This window comes from Gracilibacillus pellucidus (assembly GCF_033949965.1).
In the GTDB taxonomy this organism is placed as follows: Bacteria; Bacillota; Bacilli; order Bacillales; family Amphibacillaceae; genus Gracilibacillus; species Gracilibacillus pellucidus.
The window spans coordinates 56,762-78,475 of the sequence record NZ_JAWZSR010000008.1 but is presented as its reverse complement, the minus strand read 5'-3'; the positions used below and the strand labels follow the sequence as shown (position 1 = coordinate 78,475).

18 protein-coding genes are annotated in these 21,714 nt (G+C 36.4%); all 18 read right to left on the bottom strand.

Features of this window, described 5'->3' with window-relative positions; genetic code table 11:
- Window positions 1–254: 254 nt before the first annotated feature.
- The 18 genes from dapG to SH601_RS13355 all read right to left on the bottom strand — a co-directional run bounded on the left by dapG (window position 255) and on the right by SH601_RS13355 (window position 21,534).
- On the bottom strand, window positions 255–1,466 hold the full coding sequence (gene dapG, locus SH601_RS13440; RefSeq protein WP_319958850.1) for an aspartate kinase: 1,212 nt from the start codon (window positions 1,464–1,466) through the stop codon (window positions 255–257).
- A 13-nt stretch (window positions 1,467–1,479) separates the two neighbouring features.
- Window positions 1,480–2,532, bottom strand: a complete 1,053-nt coding sequence (asd, locus tag SH601_RS13435; protein ID WP_319958849.1) for an aspartate-semialdehyde dehydrogenase — start codon at window positions 2,530–2,532, stop codon at window positions 1,480–1,482.
- A 99-nt stretch (window positions 2,533–2,631) separates the two neighbouring features.
- Complete coding sequence (locus tag SH601_RS13430) at window positions 2,632–3,219, bottom strand: dipicolinate synthase subunit B (RefSeq protein ID WP_319958848.1); 588 nt, start codon at window positions 3,217–3,219, stop codon at window positions 2,632–2,634.
- An 85-nt stretch (window positions 3,220–3,304) separates the two neighbouring features.
- Window positions 3,305–4,180 carry a dipicolinic acid synthetase subunit A gene (gene dpaA / locus SH601_RS13425; protein ID WP_319958847.1) on the bottom strand — a complete coding sequence of 292 codons (876 nt, stop codon included), beginning with the start codon at window positions 4,178–4,180 and terminating at the stop codon, window positions 3,305–3,307.
- Window positions 4,181–4,856: 676 nt separating this feature from the next.
- Window positions 4,857–5,096: a YlmC/YmxH family sporulation protein gene (locus SH601_RS13420; RefSeq protein WP_319958938.1), complete on the bottom strand. Its 240-nt coding sequence runs from the start codon at window positions 5,094–5,096 to the stop codon at window positions 4,857–4,859.
- 19 nt (window positions 5,097–5,115) lie between these two features.
- Window positions 5,116–6,339, bottom strand: coding sequence for a M16 family metallopeptidase (locus SH601_RS13415; protein ID WP_319958846.1), 1,224 nt, complete (start codon window positions 6,337–6,339; stop codon window positions 5,116–5,118).
- A gap of 260 nt (window positions 6,340–6,599) precedes the next feature.
- Window positions 6,600–8,705 carry a polyribonucleotide nucleotidyltransferase gene (gene pnp, locus SH601_RS13410; RefSeq protein ID WP_319958845.1) on the bottom strand — a complete coding sequence of 702 codons (2,106 nt, stop codon included), beginning with the start codon at window positions 8,703–8,705 and terminating at the stop codon, window positions 6,600–6,602.
- Between the two features lie 275 nt (window positions 8,706–8,980).
- Complete coding sequence (rpsO, locus tag SH601_RS13405; protein WP_319958844.1) at window positions 8,981–9,250, bottom strand: 30S ribosomal protein S15; 270 nt, start codon at window positions 9,248–9,250, stop codon at window positions 8,981–8,983.
- Window positions 9,251–9,375: 125 nt separating this feature from the next.
- Window positions 9,376–10,320: a bifunctional riboflavin kinase/FAD synthetase gene (locus tag SH601_RS13400; RefSeq protein WP_319958843.1), complete on the bottom strand. Its 945-nt coding sequence runs from the start codon at window positions 10,318–10,320 to the stop codon at window positions 9,376–9,378.
- Between the two features lie 5 nt (window positions 10,321–10,325).
- Window positions 10,326–11,237 (bottom strand): tRNA pseudouridine(55) synthase TruB, encoded by a 912-nt coding sequence (gene truB / locus SH601_RS13395; RefSeq protein WP_319958842.1) that lies wholly within the window; start codon window positions 11,235–11,237, stop codon window positions 10,326–10,328.
- A 770-nt stretch (window positions 11,238–12,007) separates the two neighbouring features.
- Window positions 12,008–12,364 carry a 30S ribosome-binding factor RbfA gene (gene rbfA, locus SH601_RS13390; RefSeq protein WP_319958841.1) on the bottom strand — a complete coding sequence of 119 codons (357 nt, stop codon included), beginning with the start codon at window positions 12,362–12,364 and terminating at the stop codon, window positions 12,008–12,010.
- A gap of 28 nt (window positions 12,365–12,392) precedes the next feature.
- A complete protein-coding gene (locus tag SH601_RS13385; RefSeq protein ID WP_319958840.1) occupies window positions 12,393–12,671 on the bottom strand; it encodes a DUF503 domain-containing protein in 279 nt (92 codons plus the stop codon).
- Window positions 12,671–14,644 (bottom strand): translation initiation factor IF-2, encoded by a 1,974-nt coding sequence (infB, locus tag SH601_RS13380; RefSeq protein ID WP_319958839.1) that lies wholly within the window; start codon window positions 14,642–14,644, stop codon window positions 12,671–12,673. Before infB ends, SH601_RS13385 begins: the two co-directional genes overlap by 1 nt.
- Before the next feature lie 4 nt (window positions 14,645–14,648).
- A complete protein-coding gene (locus SH601_RS13375; protein ID WP_319958838.1) occupies window positions 14,649–14,969 on the bottom strand; it encodes a YlxQ family RNA-binding protein in 321 nt (106 codons plus the stop codon).
- Entirely contained in the window at window positions 14,959–15,240 is a 282-nt protein-coding gene (rnpM, locus tag SH601_RS13370; protein ID WP_319958837.1) for an RNase P modulator RnpM, read from the bottom strand. Before rnpM ends, SH601_RS13375 begins: the two co-directional genes overlap by 11 nt.
- Window positions 15,241–15,252: 12 nt before the next feature.
- On the bottom strand, window positions 15,253–16,404 hold the full coding sequence (gene nusA, locus SH601_RS13365; protein WP_319958836.1) for a transcription termination factor NusA: 1,152 nt from the start codon (window positions 16,402–16,404) through the stop codon (window positions 15,253–15,255).
- 14 nt (window positions 16,405–16,418) lie between these two features.
- On the bottom strand, window positions 16,419–16,892 hold the full coding sequence (gene rimP, locus SH601_RS13360; RefSeq protein WP_319958835.1) for a ribosome maturation factor RimP: 474 nt from the start codon (window positions 16,890–16,892) through the stop codon (window positions 16,419–16,421).
- Between the two features lie 355 nt (window positions 16,893–17,247).
- A complete protein-coding gene (locus SH601_RS13355; protein ID WP_319958834.1) occupies window positions 17,248–21,534 on the bottom strand; it encodes a PolC-type DNA polymerase III in 4,287 nt (1,428 codons plus the stop codon).
- Window positions 21,535–21,714 lie beyond the last annotated feature (180 nt).

Here is a 21,714-nt window from a genome sequence, read left to right as displayed (position 1 = left end):
TTGTGCACATCTATGTCATACATTACGACATATTCATTTATTTTATAAAAAAATGACGAAGATAATTATGCCATGAATGACTAATTTGAGCAACCAAAATAGTCATCATAACATCCCCGTTTTTATCATAGTATAGGAAGTCCGAAACACCCCACTTCCAGCTCTAAGTTAAACAAGGCAGCTAAACTTGTGGGGTAAACGGACGCTAACACAATCAAAAGGAGGTTAAAACTCCCGCTGAATGATGGCTCCCTTTACTCTAAATGAAATGCTTCATGTAATGCGTTCAGTGCTGTCTCTAAATAAGTGTTTTGGATTAATACCCAAATGGTTCGATGGCTATCTGCTGACTGTAATATCGGAATATCTTTACTTGTTAATGTCTGCACAATTTTTGAAGTAACACCGGGAACACCTGACATACCTGCTCCAACGATCGAAATTTTCGCACAATCTTTTGTAATAATCGGTTGCAAGCCTAATGAGTCTAATACTTCTCTTGCTACCTGTTCATCCTTTTCAAAAATGGTATAAATGACACCATTAGGTGAGATGTTAATAAAATCTACAGAGATACCTGCCTCTGCCATAGATTTAAAAACTTTCACATGTAACTGTTCTGGCTCTTTTGACTCTTGAATCTTGATTTGTGTAATTTGATTCACATATGCAATTCCTGTAGCTAATCGATCATGTACACTCTCCGAATAGACTGTTTCAGGAACATTTGTAATAAGTGTACCTTTATCTTTTAGTTTAGTTGAGCGTACTCTAATCGGTACATTTGCTTGCATGGCAATCTCTACCGCTCTAGGGTGAATAACTTTCGCCCCTTGATAAGCTAAATTACAAATCTCTGTGTACGAAATAGTATCTAGTTTCTGCGCATTGGACACAACGCGAGGATCAGCCGTCATAATACCATTAACATCAGTAAAAATGTCGACGTACTCTGATTGTAATGCTGCGCCAAGTGCAGTAGCAGAGGTATCACTACCACCTCTACCAATTGTTGTGATTTCATTATTTTCTGTCTTACCTTGGAAACCTGTCACAACCACCACTTGATATTTGTTTAATAAGTGATGTAAATGTTCCGTATTAACGGTTTTAATTTGTGCGTTGGAAAAATTATCTGTTGTAATAATCCCAGCTTCTCCACCTGTAATAGCAATAGAATCTATTTGGTGTTCTAGTAAATTATGCGAGAAAACAGTCGCTGATATGGTTTCCCCACATGATAATAATAAATCCTTCTCTTTATTACTTAACTTCGAATTATTGCCATCAATCAGTGATAATAGGGAGTCTGTCGAATATGGATCAGGATAACGCCCCATTGCAGATACAACAACAACGACTTTATAGCCTTCTGTTAATGCATCCTTAATATGACCAATAGCATACTCTCTCGATTCTTTATTTTTTACGGATGTTCCCCCGAATTTTTGTACCAATACCCGCATGGCTACACCTCATTTACTTCTTCAACCAGTTATTTTTCACTAAGGATTCTGCAATTTGAACAGAGTTCCATGCAGCACCTTTTAATAAATTGTCAGAGACAACCCATAGGTGGAAGCCTTTAGTGTTGTCTAAATCTTGACGAATACGTCCTACAAATACTTCACTTTTACCTGCTGCATCTAGTGGAGTAGGATATACTTGATTTGTTGGATCATCTTGTAGAGTGATACCATCTGCATTTGCAATTGCTTCTTTCAATTGTTCTACCGTTACACCTTCTTTATCTACTTCTACGTAAACACTTTCCGCATGTGAAGTAAAGAAAGGTAGTCTCACACATGTTGCAGCTACGTGTACAGAATCATCATGCATGATTTTTTTCGTTTCGTTAATCATTTTCATTTCTTCAAATGTATAGCCGTTTTCTTGGAAAACATCAATCTGTGGCAATGCATTAAAAGCGATTGGATAATGTTTCTTATCGCCAGAAGCAGGTAAAATGTTGGCTTCTAACTCTTCACCAGCTAAAAATGCTTTAGATTGATCATGTAATTCTTCCGCCGCTTCATTACCAGCACCAGATACAGCTTGGTAAGTAGAAACGATGACTCTTGATAAACCAAATAAATCTTGAACTGGTTTAAGAGCTGCCACCATTTGGATAGTCGAGCAATTCGGGTTGGCAATAATTCCGTTATGCTTTTCAATATCTTCTTCGTTCACTTCAGGTACTACAAGTGGTACTTCTGGATCCATTCGGAACGCACTTGTGTTATCTACTACAACGGCACCTCGTTTTACAGCTTCAGGTGCAAGTTTTTTAGAAACAGACCCTCCTGCAGAAAATAATGCAATGTCTACACCTTCAAAAATTTCTGGTGTTGCTTCTTGCACCGTATATGTCTTGTTTTGGAACTTGATTTCTGTACCTGCTGAACGTTTTGATGATAGTAAAAGTAAATCTTTTATCGGAAAGTTCTTTTTATCAAGTGTTTCTAGCATTTTTGCTCCGACTGCACCGGTCGCTCCTACTACCGCTACATTAAATTGTTCCCCTGTTGTCATCTGTAATTGTCCCCTTCCATTTAGAACCTAAATTTAATTTGATTATCCTTTTTATCATAACATAATATTCTAAAATCTTTAATGATTTCTTTACATTTACTAGTTTCTTTCGATAATTACAGGTTGAATTTGCTTATGTTCCAATGCATTTTTCACTGTTTCTGGTATTAACGTCATATCTGAAACCATCGAAGTCGGTTTCTTGATCGGATCATCTTGGCCAAATGGTACAAAATAGAATAGTTTTGTTGACATTAGGCGCATAAGATTCACCCCATTTAATCCTAATGCATCATTAGTGGATACCGCAACAACTACCGGACTTCCATTTCTAATCGTTGCTTTAGTGGCCATTAAAATAGGACCGTCTGTAATTGCGTTGGCAAGCCTGCTCATCGAATTACCTGTAAGCGGAGCTAAGACCATTAAATCCAATGGCTCAATCGGACCTAGAGGTTCTGCATCGACAATAGTTGAAATTGGCTCTCTACCTGTTATTTCGTGAACTCTATCCATATGGTCTGCAGCTTTACCAAATTTGCTGTCTGTGTATTTAAATGTTTCAGAAACAACCGGTACTATTTCTGCACCTAATTCCACTAATTTCTCCATTTCCGGAAATACATCTGCATACGTACAGTGAGAACCAGTTAAACCAAACCCTATCTTTTTTCCTTTTACATCCATTAAAATACCTCCTAAAATTACAGAATCACTATTGGGCTTACAATATATGCCCAGTATATGCCTAGATCATCTGTGTGTTACATTTCTAGGAGGTAGGTAACAATTTTGCAATACACCCTGCCAAAATTTCACCTGCAGTTGTTGGAGCAACTATTCCTGGTAAGCCTAATGAATGGATTGCTTTAATTCCCCTTATTTTTGCGTAATCAAAGTCCACTCCACCAGGTTTAGAAGCAAGGTCAATAATAATTGCCTGACTATTCATTTTCTCGATTAATGATTGATCTACAACTTTTGCGGGAATAGTATTAATTAATATTTGACATTGTTCCATCTGAGCATCTGTATTACTTAATGAATATCCATTCCAACCATCTGCATATGCACGTGCTATCTCTGATTCATCCCTTGATATGACTGTCACATTTGCTCCTAAACCGTTAAAACGATTAGCGGTTGTTTTACCAACACGACCAAAGCCAAATACAAATACTTCGGCATCATGAATCGTAATATCTGTATGTTGAATCGCAAGCATAACTGCACCTTCTGCTGTAGGAATCGAATTATAGATAGCGACATCGTCTCGTTCCATTAATTTGATTAATGGTAGACCACTGTTTTCGATAAATTGATTTAACATAGGAGTAGTTATCCCCGTAAATACCGTACAATGCTTCGGTAATGATTGAAACCATTCTTCAGATAATTGAATTTTTTGGTTAGAAAACATCGTTGGAGCTACTCCTGCATCATCAACACCAGTTATCGGTAAAACGATGGCGTCTAATATCGATGTATCTAGGTTATCAATCGCTCGATGCATAGCACCTGTATAGCTTTGTTCTACTTGTTCAAAACCAATAATATGAATTCTTATATGATCCATTGCATTTAATTTGTGTATTAGAGGCAAATAACGCGCATCACCGCCAATAATAGCTATGTTTTTCTTTTGCATCTTTTCACCTCACCAAGTCTTTAACGAAACATATTAAGCATTTCTTCATTATCATATGACAACATGGTACAGAAGTGAAAAGGCGAATACACAAGAAAATGATATATATCCCTCTATTTTTCACCACTATCACAGTCTAAAAGTGAGAATCTGTATGAGATAAGCTTTCCTCCATTCTATTGATGTGGAACTAATTCCCGAGTAGAATGTTGCTATTTGTCCATGAAGCGGATATCTCACTACTTGATACATGCTCCTTTATGTTCTAAGGACATAGAACCTTCGTGTTTTTCTCTCAAATAAAAAGAGTGTGAATCCAGCAAAGGCAGAATACGGAGACTCCTACGAGAAAGCACAGTCTGAAAATCCACATTCTCAACCGTTCTTATTGAAAAAGTTAGTTAAAGCCATGCTGTTGGCGTAGAAAACACTATGAAAGCGGTTTGTGCTTGAATAGATGTTGCACTTGTACCCAGAAGACGTAGCGATCATATCAGTACTTATCAAAGAGAGGATGAGTGAGCGCATTTCATGGATCATTCAACATGGCTGAACAATTACTCTCACTTTTAGACAGTATAATGGTTTATAAAGTGAGACTTCAATCAGTGGGGGTTTTATGGACGTTTGCACCGTGATAAATACAAAAAACGAAGCGTTGGGTAGCTTCGTTTTTTTATAGTTTATCTGTTTCTACGATAATCATATCGTCGCCGACTTTTTTTATTTGCTTCCAATCGATTCTAGAGTATGATTCAGACTTTCTTAGTCCAAACATGCTATATTGCGGGATAGTGAAAGACAATATATTACCTGTCTTTTCATCTATCTCTAAATCAGTTTGACCCAAAACACCAAGTCTCGTGCCTGTCGTTAAATCAATCAGTTCTTTACTACCCAAATCATTGAAGCGCATCATTGTCACCTCCAATCGTTTATTTAGGTGAAATAATAGCAGTTGCAGCTTTATCCATTTGTAACATGTCTAAAATTGCTTGAACATCGGACTGTTTCACTTGATCAATCTTATTCATCGTATCATCAAGCGAAGGGTGTGATTGTAATAATAATTCATTTCTCGCATTTCTACTCATCTTACTATTTGTACTTTCCAAGCTTAACATATAAAGCCCCTTTAACTGCTCCTTACTATTAAGCCATTCTTTATTTGTTAAACCATTTATTCGTAATTGATCGACAACTTGATTAATTTTCTCTTGAACAATAGGTAATTGATTCTTAGAAGTTCCAGCATATATTGTTAATAATCCACTATCAAGAAATCCACTATGATAAGAAAAAATCGAATAAGCCATACCAGATTTCTCCCTTATTTCTTGGAACAAACGAGAACTCATGCTGCCACCTAAAACGTTGTTAGCAATCATCATCGCATATTCTAATTCATTATTCACAGCTACACCTTCATAACCAAGACAGATATGTGCTTGCTCTGTTTCTTTTGTCTGACTTAACTGACCTGTATAAAAGGCTGGTTTTTCTACTACACTCATGTCAGAAGCATCTACCTGGTATTCCATAGCTGACATTGTATGTTCTACTTTCTCCATAAACTGTTGATCTACATTACCTGCGATGGATACCACAATATTCTGTGGAATATACTGACGGTGTATATAGTTAAATAGCTGAGCTTGTGTTAGTTGATGCACGTTTCGTTTTGAACCTAGAATCGGTCTTGCTAGAGGATGATTATCGTAAGCTGATTTCGCTAATAAATCATGTATTATATCGTCTGGTGTATCTTCCGTCATATTAATTTCCTCTAGGACCACTTTCTTCTCTCGTTCCATTTCCACTTGATCAAAAGTAGATGCTATCAACATATCAGCTAATATTTCCATCGCCATATCTTTATGCGTATCTAAAACTTTTGCATAATAGCATGTATATTCTTTAGAAGTAAAGGCATTGATTTCACCACCGATGCTATCGAAAGCTTCAGCAATTTCTTGCGCTGAGTATTTTTTCGTTCCTTTAAACAACATATGCTCAATAAAATGAGATATACCATTTAATTCTTCTGATTCATTACGTGAACCATTTTTCACCCAAATACCAATTGTTACCGATCTAACAGAAGTGATCTCTTCCAAAACAATACGCATCCCATTACTACATTCCTTACGATGTAACAAATCCAAAATTCCTCCTACGTTCTCTATACAGTAATAAGGTAGCTTACACCTATTTCAAGTAATTATCTCAAATAGTGAAGAACCATTAATCAATGTAAAGATTACTTCCTTTCTATTTAGCATGATACAAATGTCCGTAAAACGACTATTTCAAGGTTAATATAGCGAAATGAGGATAAACAAACGCTATCCCCCCTGATATGTTTGTGTACGTTTTATTGGTTTAAAAAAAGAAACTGGTGAGCCAGCTTCTTTTTTGATTAGTTGTTTTCTTTTTGTTCAATTAATACCGCTTTTCTTGAAAGATTAATACGGCCTTGACGGTCAATTTCTTTTACTTTGACCATAATTTGGTCGCCGATTGATACAACATCTTCCACTTTACCGATACGTTCTTCTGCCAATTCAGAAATATGAACAAGACCTTCTTTACCTTTGAACAGCTCTACAAATGCACCGAATTTTTCGATACGTTTTACTGTTCCTAGATACATTTGTCCCACTTCTACTTCACGAACAATATCCTCAATAATTTTTTGGGCTTGCTTGTTCATTTCAGAATCTGTAGAAGAAATGAATACATGACCATCTTGTTCAATGTCAATCTTGACACCAGTTTCTTCAATGATTTGATTAATTTGTTTACCACTTGGTCCAATTACATCACGAATCTTATCTGGATTAATATCCATTGTAAGAATTTTCGGAGCATAATCAGATAGTTCATTCTTAGGCTTTTGAATCGTTTCTAACATATGAGAGAGAATGTGCATACGACCTTTTTTCGCTTGTGTTAAAGCTTCGTCAAGAATTTCACGTGATAAACCATCAATCTTAATATCCATTTGTAATGCTGTAACACCATTTTCCGTTCCAGCTACTTTAAAGTCCATATCACCAAGGAAATCTTCCATACCCTGAATATCGCTTAAAATCGTATAATCATCACCAGATTTCACAAGACCCATTGCAATACCTGCAACTGGAGCTTTAATTGGAACACCTGCATCCATCATTGCTAATGTACTACCACAGATACTAGCTTGTGAAGTAGAACCATTAGATTCTAATACTTCCGATACAAGACGAATGGTATATGGAAATTCTTTTTCGCTAGGAATTACTTTTTCCAAGGCACGTTCACCTAATGCACCGTGTCCAATTTCACGACGACCAGGTCCGCGAATTGGTCCAGTTTCACCAACACTGAAGGATGGGAAGTTATAATGATGCATAAAACGTTTTGATTCCTCTGCATCTAGACCATCTAAAATTTGCACATCACCTAATGCACCTAATGTACAGACACTTAACGCTTGTGTTTGGCCACGTGTAAATAATCCAGAACCATGAGTACGAGGCAAGACACCAATTCTTGAAGATAATGGTCTGATTTCATCAATTTTTCTTCCGTCTGGTCGTACTTTTTCCTTCGTAATTAAACGGCGAACTTCTTCTTTTACAATCTTATCTAATACATTTGATACTTGTTTTAATGTAGCTTCATCCGCTTCTGCTTCTTCATATTCAGCTTTCACGGCTGCTTTAACTTCTTCGATTGCATCTTCACGAGCATGTTTTTCTTGTACTTGAATTGCTTGTACAAGTTTGTCCTTCGCTTTTTCTTCGACTTCTTTTACAATCGCTTCATCTAATTCAAATAATTGAATATCCATTTTCTCCACTTGTACAGCTTCGATAATTTCTTCCTGAAAAGCGATTAATCGTTTGATTTCTTCATGTCCGAACATGATTGCTTCTAACATGATTTCCTCAGGTACTTCATTTGCCCCTGCTTCTACCATATTAATCGCATCTTTTGTACCTGCAACAGTTAAATCAATATCACTTTTCTCTTGCTGTTCTAATGTTGGATTAATGATAAATTCACCATCTACTCTACCAACAACAACACCAGCAATTGGACCACCAAATGGAATATCAGATACACTTAAGGCAATGGATGAACCGATCATTGCAGCAATTTCAGAAGGTAAATTTTGATCAACACTCATTACAGTACTAATTACTTGAACTTCATTACGGAAACCATCTGGGAATAGTGGTCTAATTGGACGGTCAATTAATCTTGATGTCAAAATTGCTTTTTCACTTGGACGTCCTTCTCGTTTAATGAAGCCTCCGGGAATTTTACCAACAGCATATAAGCGTTCTTCATAATTTACTGTTAGTGGGAAGAATGGTAAATCTTTTGGTTCTTTAGAAGCTGTAGCAGTAGCTAGTACTGCTGTGTCTCCATAGTGGACCATACAAGCGCCATTTGCTTGTTTAGCCACTTCGCCGATTTCAACTCGAAATGGTTGACCAGCTATTTCAGTTGAAAATACTTTCTTTTCTTCTATCATTATTGTACTCCTCTCAAACACCATGCTTGTACATTACTACTTGTTATTTTAGCACGTTGTGTTCATATATGTAACCAGTTCCTTTGCGTAACTAGTTGCAGAATAATATTAGTATTTTCTAATTTACACTGATTTAATCAATCCGTTCACTTTTGATTTTGAAAATTTCCTACTTTTTTTCAAAGTCATGATCATCACTATATGAAAATTACTAATAATTAGGTTGATTGTTTTTACATACAGAAAAAGCGGGATCACTCCCGCTTTTTGTTGGTTTATCGACGTAAACCTAATCTTTGAATTAACGTACGGTAACGTGCAACGTCTTTGTTACGTAAGTAGTTTAACAAGTTACGACGTTTACCTACCATTTTTAATAGACCACGACGTGAGTGGTGATCTTTCTTATGAGTACGTAAGTGGTTGTTCAAATTATTGATTTCCTCTGTAAGGACAGCAATTTGAACTTCTGGAGATCCAGTATCGTTCTCATGTGTTTTGAATTCATTGATAAGTTCATTTTTACGTTCTTGAGTGATAGCCATCCTATTCACCTCCTATTATTTCATCTTGAACCCCTATCCCCTAGCAATCGACGGAGAAATCGAAAAGCCAAGCGGAAGGTTTCCGTATTAAAGATTACATCTTTTCGACTAAAAATGCAAGTATTTTATTTATTTATCCGAAAAAAATCTCGGCTAATTACTTCATCTTCACGCATTTTTTTAATTAATTCATCTACTCCAGAGAATTTTTCCTCTGTTCGAATATATTTTTTCCAATCAACAACGATAGTTTCTCCGTAAATATCATCATTAAAATCGAAAATATGCACTTCAATCTTCTTATTTTCACGATCATCTGTAAAAGTTGGATTGTATCCGATGTTTGCCATACCGAAATATTTTTTGTTACCAATCTCGATCTCTACTGCATATACTCCAATTTTCGGTATAATATAGTCTTCCTCAACTTTTACATTAGCGGTTGGAAAACCGATTGTACGACCACGTTTATCCCCATGAATTACTTCACCCATTAATGAATAAGGTCTACCGAGTAATGTTTCAATTTCTTCCATGTTACCTTGCTTCATTTGCTCACGAATTCTCGTTGAACTTACTTTTTCGTCTTGATAATCTAATCGAGTGACTGTTGTCACTTCCAAGTGATTGTCAATCATTTCATGGATGTTTTTCATATTACCTGCACCTTTATGACCAAAAGTAAAATCAAAACCAGCTACTAAATGCGTAATATGAAGACCTATAATGAATTGTTCAATAAATTCCTGTGGAGACAGTTTAGCCAATTCTTTATCAAAATGAACCACATAAACACGATCAACACCCAACTCTTCTAATCTTCTCACTTTCGCGTTAATTGGGGTAATGTATTTTACTGGATTATTGTTTTTCTGTAACACGACAGAAGGATGTGGATCAAATGTAACAACGACTGATTCTTTTCCTGATTCTTTCGCTTTATCAATTGCTTGAGCTATAACTGCTTGATGCCCTTTATGCACCCCATCAAAGAAGCCAATGGCAGCCACTGCTTCTGGTAAGTTATCTCTCTCTATAGTGTGGGGATGCACAAGTGTTTCTACTATCACTTGACTCACCTACTTTCTTTCACTCTGAAAACACGTGCTGGTTTTATTTCCTGTTTGTTATCATGTATTTGATAAATAGCTACAATTTTATCTTCAAAGGTTATAGTAAAATAAGCAGTTGTTGGTATTGGGTTTGGCAATGGTAATTTTTGTCCATTCATTACTTTTTGCATTGTTGGTTCATCTACTTTTAATTCATCTAAATGAACTAACACTTTATTAATCGGTAAAAGTGGCACTACCTCTCCGTCATCTTGTAAATCTGCTATCTGCTCTAACGTAATAGTATCTTCTTCTGATAAATGTCCTGTAGCTGTTCGTACTAAATGCGACATATGGGAAGGATATCCTAATTGCTTACCGATATCCACACAAAGTGTACGGACATATGTACCTTTAGAACATGTAACTTCAAACTCTATAGACTGTGTCTTTTCTACTTTATCATATGTAGTAGCAAAAAAACGAATATTGTGTATCAATATTTGACGAAAAGGCCTTTCCACTGGCTCATTTGCTCGAGCGTACTCATACAACTTCTTTCCTCTTACTTTAACCGCTGAGTACAATGGAACCTGTTGTGTGACTTCTCCGTGAAATCGTTGTAATACATCTTCAATGACATCTTCTTCAATAACGGATTCAACGTGTTGTCGCTCTGTCACAGCACCTGTTTGGTCCTCCGTATCAGTGGAGAACCCTAGTGTAACTGTTGCTCTATACGTTTTTGTCGTATCTGTTAAGTAAGGAACAACTTTGGTTGCCTCACCAACACAAATGGGTAGTACACCTTCCACTTCTGGATCAAGTGTTCCAGTATGTCCTACCTTCTTTGTTCGAAGCAACTTTCTCACTTTAAATACACAATCATGTGATGTCATTCCTTTATTTTTCCATAATGGCAAAACCCCGTCCATACGCCACCTCCATTCCGATTATTCAAAACTTTTTTCGATATCCAGCATCTATCACCCCAGCGCAGTCTAAAAGCGAAAGTACATGTTGCTCCCTATTGGATACTCCATGAAATGCGCTCACTCATTCTGATTGATGTGTAGTGGAAAGCTTATCGCTACGTCAGAATACTCCGCGTTCACCCTCGGGGCACAAGTGCAACATCTATTCAAGCACAGACCGCTTTCATAGTGTTTTCTATGCCACGGGCTTGTCTTCAACTAACTTTTCAACAAAAGCGGTTGAAAAGTGGATTTTCAGACTACGCTTTTTCCGTAGGAGTCTCCGTATTCTGCCTTCGCTAGATTTACATGTTCTGATGTTTGAGAGAAAACAACGAAGGTTCTATGTCCATAGACACGATGATTGCATGTGATAAGGGTAGAGATATCTGTGCCACATATAAAAAGCAGTTTCCTACCTGGGAAGTGACTTTAACATATTTCTACTCACAAATAGTAGAACGCATCATATAGCGGAGACAAAACACGAAGACTCTTGCGGGAATAGTACGAGCTGAAGATCCATTTTCATGAAGTGGTCTTCTTCATGAAAATTAGCTGAAGCCGTACCCGCAGAAAGCGTAGTGTTTTGTCGGAGCTTATGCCAGCACTCATCATTAATAGAATGGGAGAAAGTCTAGTCCACAGGAGATTTTCGCTTTTAGACGGTGATGGTTATTATGCATAGATTTTAAAGAAAACCCTTGTTATTAACAAGGGTTTTTCTTTTGTTATTGTCCGTTTTCTGACTCGTTTATTTCTCTTAATAGATGTTCAATTCTATTTCCCTGTTCGATCGTATCGTCGAAATCGAATAATAGCTCAGGTGTTTTTCTTAATCTAATTCGTTTACCAATTTCTGAACGAATAAAGCCTTTTGCTTTTGAAAGACCAATTAGTGTGTCTTGTCGTTTATTTTCATCACCCAGAACAGAAATGAAAATTTTAGCTTGTTGTAAGTCTCCAGTTACTTCGACATCTGTAATGGTTACAAATCCAACTCTAGGATCTTTAATCTTGCGAGAGATAATATCACCAAGCTCTTTTTTCATTTGTTCGGCGACTCGATTAGAGCGTAACTCACCCATCAATATCACCTCTTTCCTCATCATTACTTCATCTAATTTCAACATGTGTTATAGTTCGTTCTAATTCAGTAAATGAATCAATGATCTTACAAGCCTGTTGGATAATCTTTTCTCCAATATCACTTGATTCGGAAATAGTGACAATGCCAAGCTTTGATCGTTGCCATAAATCTTGAAAGTCTAATTCAGAAATGGCAATATTTAAATCTTTCGTTAGACGATTTTGCAACCTTTTTAGTACAGAGCGTTTATTCTTTAATGAATGACATTCATACAAGAAGATTTCAACTTCTGCATAGATAATCATTATAGTTCAATTTCCTCCATTACGAAAGCTTCTATTACATCGCCTTCTTTAATGTCATTATAATTTTTAATAGTGATACCACACTCATAGTTTTGTGCAACTTCTTTCACATCATCTTTAAATCGTTTTAATGTGTCAATTTCACCTTCAAAAATGACAACTCCATCACGAATTAAACGTACACCAGAGTCTCTTGTTACCTTACCATCAGTCACATATGCACCTGCAATTGTACCGATCTTAGATACTTTGAAGATTTCTCTAACTTCCACTTGACCAATAACTTTTTCTTCATATTCAGGGTCTAGCATACCTTTCATCGCTGCTTCCACTTCTTCAATTGCCTTATAAATGACACGATGTAAGCGAATGTCTACTTTTTCAGATTCTGCAGCTTTTTTCGCATTATTGTCAGGACGAACATTAAATCCGATTACAACTGCGTTTGATGCAGAAGCAAGAATAATATCCGATTCTTTAATAGCACCTACACCAGTGTGAATGATATTAACTTTCACACCTTCTACATCAATTTTACGTAATGATACTGCTAATGCTTCAACAGAACCTTGAACATCTGCTTTTAGAATCACGTTAATATCTTTAATATCACCTTGCTTAATTTGCTCAAATAAATCATCTAAGCTAACACGTGATTGTGAACCACGTTTTTCTTCTATTTCTTTCTGTTGTCTCATTTCACCAATTTGACGTGCTTGTTTTTCATCTTTAAACACAACAAACTGATCACCCGCTTGAGGTACTTCATTAAGTCCTGTAATCTCTACAGGTGTAGATGGTCCAGCTGACTTAATACGTTTACCTAGGTCACTCACCATTGCACGCACACGACCAAATGTGTTTCCGACAACGATTGGATCACCTACGTTTAGTGTACCATTTTGAACAAGAAGTGATGCAACAGAACCGCGACCTTTATCTAGTTGTGCTTCGATTACTGTTCCATTTGCCATACGATCAGCGTTCGCTTTAAGTTCTTCCACTTCTGCTACAAGAAGAATCATTTCTAATAATTCGTCAATTCCTTCACCTTTTATTGCAGATAACTGAACGAAAATTGTCTCTCCACCCCAGGCTTCAGGAATAAGTTGATATTCCGTTAACTCCTGCATTACTCTATCAGGGTTTGCCCCTTCTTTATCCATTTTGTTAACTGCTACAATAATTGGTACTTCTGCTGCTTTAGCATGGTTAATCGCTTCTACTGTTTGTGGCATAACACCATCATCAGCTGCAACAACTAAAATAGCAATATCAGTTATTTGTGCTCCACGTGAACGCATGCTAGTAAACGCTGCGTGACCTGGTGTATCTAAGAAAGTAACTTTTTTATCATTTTCTTTAACTTGGTATGCACCGATATGCTGTGTGATACCTCCAGCTTCTCCTTCTGTTACTTTTGTATGACGGATGGCATCAAGTAGCGTTGTTTTACCATGGTCAACGTGTCCCATAATTGTTACAACTGGTGGACGCTCGCTTAGTAGTTCTTCATCATCCTCTGCAATATATGTTTCAAGATCTGCTTTATCTACAACAACTTCCTGCTCTACCTCTACTCCATATTCGCTACAAATTAATTCTAACGCATCTTCATCCAGGTCTTGGTTTTTAGTAGCCATTACACCTAAAAACATTAATTTTTTGATGATTTCATTTGTTTCTTTATTTAACTTCTCTGCTAATTCACCAACTGTGATAGAACCAGAGTAAGTAATTTTGTTTGAGTCCGCTTGTTTCGCTTCTTGCTTTTTATTTTGCTTTTTACTATTGTTTTTAGGTTGTTCTTTTTGGCTTGATTTAAATTGCTGATCTAGCTTCTCCTTCATGTCACCAGTAATAGTTGCCATATGATTAGAAACGGAATGTCCTAGTTCTTCTAACTTATTTATAATTTCCTTGCTGGATTTTTCTACTTCTTTTGCATACTCATATACTCGTATTTTTGACATACGTTCACCCCCGAATATTTTCATCAAGTAATGTCTTCAATTTCTTCGCAAAACCTTGTTCACTAATAGAAATTGCTACACGACCTGATTTACCAACTGCTTGTGAAAGAGTATCCCGATCATCCACAAAAAAATACGGCACTTTATAAAACTGACATTTATCCGTTAGTTTCTTTCGTGTTTGATCACCAATATCACTTGCAATTAAAACTATCTTTGCTCTTTTAGATTGAATCTCTTTAACAATTAATTCTTCGCCAAATGTACATTTACCTGCACGATTAGCTAAACCAATTATGTTCAGATAAGCACTATTATTCGCCATTGTTCCCGCCTTCAATCTGCGTTCTTAACTCCGCATATATTTCTTGCGGTATTTTTATTTCCAAATGTTTTTCCAATGCCGCATTTTGTTCAGCTAAATCAATCACTTTTACATCTTTTGAAACGTACGCACCTCGACCATTCTTCTTTCCGGTAGGGTCAACAAATACTTCGCCTTCTTTTGTTTTTACTACACGGATTAAAGAACCTTTCGGTAGCATTTCTTGTGTCACCACACATTTTCTTAGTGGCACTTTACGTTTTTTCGCCATATGAATTCCTCCTTACTTAAATAGATCTTCATCCATATCTTCGTAGGAATCTTCATATTCAAGGCTATCATCATATTCTAATGTAGAAGTCTCTAGCTCTTCTACATCTTCTTCAGAAATAAGCCCTTCTTCTTTTGCTTCTGATTCGCTCTTAATATCGATTTTCCAGCCAGTTAGTTTTGCTGCTAGTCTAGCATTTTGCCCTCTTTTACCAATCGCTAATGACAATTGATAATCTGGAACGATAACAGTCGTTGCTTTATCTTCTTCATCAACGATCACTCGGATCACTTTTGATGGGCTAAGTGCATTTGATACATAGACAACAGGATCTTCAGACCATTCTACAATATCAATTTTTTCCCCTTTAAGCTCGTCAACAATCGCTTGTACTCGTTGACCTTTTTGTCCAACACATGAACCTACAGGATCTACCTCGGGATCTGCTGCATAAACAGAGATTTTTGAACGATCTCCAGCTTCACGTGCAACAGATTTTACTTCTACTGTTCCATCGTAAATTTCAGGAACTTCCATTTCAAATAATCGTTTTAATAAACCTGGATGTGTTCGAGAAACAAAAACATTTGTCCCTTTACTACTGTTTTCTACTTTTGTAACAAACACTTTGATTCGGTCATGAATATTATATGTTTCAGATGGCATGCATTCAGACTCAGGTAATTTCGCTTCGATTTTTCCTAAATTAACATAGATAAAACGTCCATCCATCCGTTGAATCGTACCATTCATAATATCTTCTTCACGATCGATGTACTCGTTAAAGATGATACCTCGTTCTGCTTCTCTTACTCGTTGTGTGACAACTTGTTTCGCAGCCTGAGCGGCAATACGTCCAAAGTCTCTTGGTGTTACTTCAACTTCTACTACATCACCAATTTCATAAGTAGGACTAATGCTTAATGCTTCTTCAAGTAAGATTTCTGTATTATGATCGAATACTTCTTCCACAATTTCTTTTTGAGCGAAAACACCCATTGTTCCAGTATCTTCATTTAAATCTACTCTTACATTTGTAGCTGATTTGAAATTCTTCTTATAAGCAGAGATCAATGCAGCTTCTAATGCTTCTAATAAAACATCTTTATTAATTCCTTTTTCCTTTTCTAAAAAATTAATCGCTTCAAATAATTCTTTGTTCACGGTATTTTCCCCCTTTAATCAAAAGATACAGCTAGACGAGCTTTAGCTATCTTAGCAAATGGAATCTCCACTTCTTTTTGTCTTGTTTTATCTTTAAATTGAATAGTAGCATAGTTATCTTTAAAATCTACTAAATCGCCTGTGAATTCTTTTTTTCCATCAAATGGTTCATATGTCTTCACATAAACATGCTTGCCTACATTCTTCTCAAAATCAGATTCTTTTTTGAGCGGACGCTCTACCCCCGGTGAAGAAACTTCTAAAAAGTAAGCTTCACTAATAGGATCAAACTCATCTAGCTTTTCACTTAGTTTTTCTGATACTTGACCACATTCATCAATATCTACACCACCATCTTTATCGATGTATACACGCAAAAACCAGTTTGGTCCTTCTTTTTCATAAACAATATCTACAAGTTCCAAAGAAAGTTCTTCTAAAATCGGATGAACTAATTCTTCTGTTTGTTGTACTACTTTGCTAGCCATTTGAAAACCTCCTCTACTGTAGTAATGCTCTTTCAAGTATATTTCCCATATTTGCATAACGATACACACTTAAATTGACAACTAATGATGATTTATACCTTCTATTATCTTTATCATCACAACATCTTACATAATCTATGTAACCTCTATAACTCGCGCTTCAATAAGTGAAGGGTGAACGATAAATCCCTTGCCACACAAATGGCAAGGGATTTGACAAAACCCTATATCGTTCGGATTTGATACCTAAGAAGAAAGAGTGGGAACTCCCCCACTCTTCTAATTTGAATCAAATGAAATCTGTATAAAATATAGCATGAATGACTGAATATTGCAAGGGATTTACTGGAATTGATTAAAATAGTGATAACTGATTTTTCTCTTCCATTCCTTCTAGTGTTCCATGCTGATCTAAATATTCCAAGACAGTTTTTGAAATACGACTTCGTTCTCTTAAATCTTCTTTTGATAAAAACTCCCCATCTTCACGTGCTTTTTCAATGTTGATAGCTGCGTTTGTACCTAAACCATCAACCGCATTAAATGGAGGAATTAAGCTATCTCCATCCACTAAAAATTCTGTAGCTGAAGAACGGTATAAGTCTACTTTTTTGAAGTTAAAGCCTCTCTCTACCATTTCTAAAGATATCTCCAATACTGTCAGTAAACTTTTTTCCTTAGGAGAAGCATCATTTCCTTTTTCCGTGATTTCTTTGATTCTCTTCTTAATTGCTTCCGATCCTTTAATCATTGTATCCAACTCAAAATCATCAGCACGAACCGTAAAATATGCAGCATAGAATAGAATTGGGTGATGTACTTTAAAGTATGCAATTCTAATTGCCATTAATACATATGCTGCTGCGTGTGCTTTCGGGAACATATATTTGATTTTTTGACAAGAATCAATGTACCAATCTGGAACATCATGCTTCTTCATTTCTTCAATCCATTCTGGTTGCAATCCTTTCCCTTTACGAACAAACTCCATTATTTTAAAGGCAAGGGATGCATCTAATCCTTTATGCATTAAGTAAACCATAATATCATCACGACAACCAATAACATCAGGCAATTCACAAATACCTTTATTGATAAGTTCCTGTGCATTACCTAACCATACATCGGTACCATGACTTAACCCAGAAATAATAACTAACTCGGCAAAAGTTTTCGGTTTCGTATCCTCTAGCATTTGACGAACAAATTTTGTACCAAATTCAGGTACACCTAATGTTCCTGTTTTACACATAATTTGCTCTGGTGTAACTCCTAGCACTTCAGGTCCAGAGAATATCTTCATTACTTCTTGATCATCAGTAGGTATCGTTTGCGGATCAATACCACTTAAATCCTGTAACATTCTGATTACAGTTGGATCATCGTGTCCCAATATATCAAGTTTAAGTAAGTTATCATGAATGGAGTGGAAATCAAAGTGTGTCGTTCGCCATTCCGAATTCCGGTCATCTGCCGGGAATTGAATTGGTGTAAAATCATAAATTTCCATGTCATCAGGCACAACAATAATCCCACCAGGGTGCTGACCAGTGGTACGTTTTGCTCCTGTACAGCCTTTCACTAAACGATCGACCTCTGCTTGCTTAATCGTTAACTCTTTATCACTTGCATAACCTTTTACAAAACCATATGCAGTTTTTTCAGCAACTGTACCAATTGTACCTGCCCGATATACATTATCTTCACCGAACAATACTTTCGTATAGTTATGGGCACGAGGTTGATATTCACCCGAGAAGTTCAAATCAATATCGGGTACTTTATCCCCTTTGAATCCTAAGAATGTTTCAAATGGTATATCTTGTCCGTCTTTTTTCATCTCTGTCTGACAGTGTGGACATTGTTTATCAGGTAAATCAAAACCACTACCAACAGAACCATCATTGAAAAATTCACTATGCTTACATTCAGGACATACATAGTGTGGTGGTAATGGATTAACCTCGGTAATTTCTGTAAAAGTAGCAATCAAGGATGAACCAACCGATCCTCGTGACCCTACTAAATACCCGTCATCTAATGATTTCTTCACTAGCTTTTGTGAAATTAGGTAGATAACCGCAAATCCGTGTCCAATAATACTTTTCAGTTCTTTTTCAATTCGTTTCTCCACAATTTCAGGAATCTCATCCCCATATACGGATCTAGCAAAATTGTAGCTTAGCTCACGAATTTCTTCCTCTGCCCCATCAATATTTGGTGTATAAAGGTCTTCTTTAACTGGTGTTACTTCATCAATTTGATCGACCAAGTTATTTGGGTTCGTAATGACGATTTCTTTTGCTTTCTCTTCGCCTAAGAACGAGAATGCTTGCATCATCTCATTAGTTGTCCGAAAGTACGTATTTGGCAACGTCTGTCTATTAAGAGGATTACCACTTTGAGAAGCAATCAAAATTTGACGATATATTTGATCATTTTTCTCTAAATGATGGACATTACCTGTCGCAACACAAGTCTTGTCTAATTCATCCGCAAGCTCTACGATGTTTCGAATAATATCAAACAACTGTGCCTCATTTTGTACTAACTCTCTGTCATAAAGGTGGACAAAGTTCTCTGGTGGCTGTACTTCTATAAAATCATAAAATTGAGCTACTTTAGCAGCCTGATCTTTTGATTTTTGCATCATCGTTTCGAATACTTCACCTTGATCACACGCAGTTCCTACTAATACCCCTTTTCGAAATTCTTGCAGTTTCGATCTTGGAATTCTTGGAACGCGGTAAAAGTAATCAATGTGTGCTAAAGATACTAATTTATAAATGTTTTTTAATCCTTCTTGGTCTACCGCAAGTAGCGTAACATGGAATGGACGTGAACGCTGATAAGCATTACCTTCACCCATATGTTGATTAAACTGGTTGTGATTTTCAATTCCTCGTTCAATCGATAACTTTACAAACTTCCATAGTAAATATCCAGTTGCTTCTGCATCATATATTGCTCGGTGATGCTGTGTTAATTCAATGTCCAATTTCTTACACAATGTGTTTAATCGGTGATTTTTTAATTCAGGAAATAGTAAACGGGCTAATTCTAACGTATCAATAACAGGATTACTTGCTTCTTCATATCCAATTCGCTTGAATCCTGTGTTTAGAAAGCCCATATCAAAGTCTGCGTTGTGCGCAACTAATATAGCGTCTCCCATCCATTCATGAAACTCTTTCAACACATCCTCGACTTCTGGCGCATCTTGCACCATATCATCTGTAATACCAGTTAAATTTGTCGTCGTTTCAGATAATGGATGATGTGGGTTTGCAAAAGATTCGTATCGATCGATAATCTCACCATTATGGACCTTGACAGCTGCTAGTTCAATAATCGTATCATAAATAGCTGATAACCCCGTTGTCTCCACGTCAAACACAACATACGTATCATCTACTAGCGTTCTATCAGCCGCATTGTAGGCAATTGGTACACCATCATCTACGACATTTGCTTCCACACCATATATGACTTTCACACCGTGTTTCTGACCAGCTGCATATGCCTCAGGATAGCTTTGGGCAACGGCATGATCTGTAATTGCAATGGCTTTATGTCCCCATTTGCCTGCTTGTGCTATTAAATTGGAAGCAGACACTACTGCATCCATTTGACTCATTAATGTATGCGCGTGTAATTCAACACGTTTCTCCCCTTCATAACCAGAGTCATCACGTATTCTCGAGGCAATTTCTTGAATATCTTTTGCCATCATGGTTAATTCATTAGTAAAGTTATCTGTTTGAACAGTACCTTTTGCTTTAATCCACATTCCTTCTTTTAATTGATTAAACTTCTCTACATCTTGATCACCTTTTGAGAACATTTTAATTTGGAAGGAATCCGTGTAATCTGTTACTTTTAACATTAGTAAATGTCTACCTGATCGTAATTCTCTAATTTCTGCATCAAAAACAAAGCCTTGGAAGATAACATTCTTGTCCTCTTCTATTACTTCATTCATTGGAACAGGATTTTCTTTAATTGGATAACCTAGTTGAACAGGGCCTGAAGCACTTTCTGGCTTAGCCTCTTTCGCACGTTTTTCTTGTTCTTTAAAGGCTTCCTCAACTTTCTTGCGATCTTCCATCGCTTTTTCTTGTTGAAACTTTTCTATTTCTTCTTGTTGTGCAGACACATCTAATTGAATCATTCGCTTTGGCAAACCGACATTTTGACAGAATTGGTCATACTGAGCTTGGATCGCTTTATTCCATTGTGCTTCAATGTTGTTGCTTACAGTTAACATAATATTATTCTCGTTGAATAAAGGTTTTTTCTGTTCCAAAGTTCGAAACTTTGGTGATTCCTTTATTAATTCAGATATAAATATGTGCCAATAACGAAACAATTCTTCATTACTAATATCTAAATTGTCTACTTTTATTGTCCAAGTCACTTTCGCAATTGAAGAAAATGCCTCGGTTAACTTTAAAATAAACGCTTGGTATATGTCTGCAGGCAATGGCTGTTCTAGTTGAAAATAAAATTGCCAAAGCTGATTAGACTTATATACTTCTAATTTCTCAATCGAGCCTTGTTGAAAATATTTATTTTTCATATCATCAGCAATACCAATTTGTTTCATTAGTAATTGAAATTTTTCTTTACTAGAGATACTCATTTTCGATCTCCTTTACCTATTAATCTTCTTCTTATTTTATCACAAGAAAGAACCGGGTAAAACTAACCCAACTCTAAAACCATATATTAGAAATCACTCACCACTGTGTAAAAGCAAGGGCCAACGTTGATTCATGTAGCTACTCGTTGAAATGCGCTCACCTCTACTACTCCTTGTGAG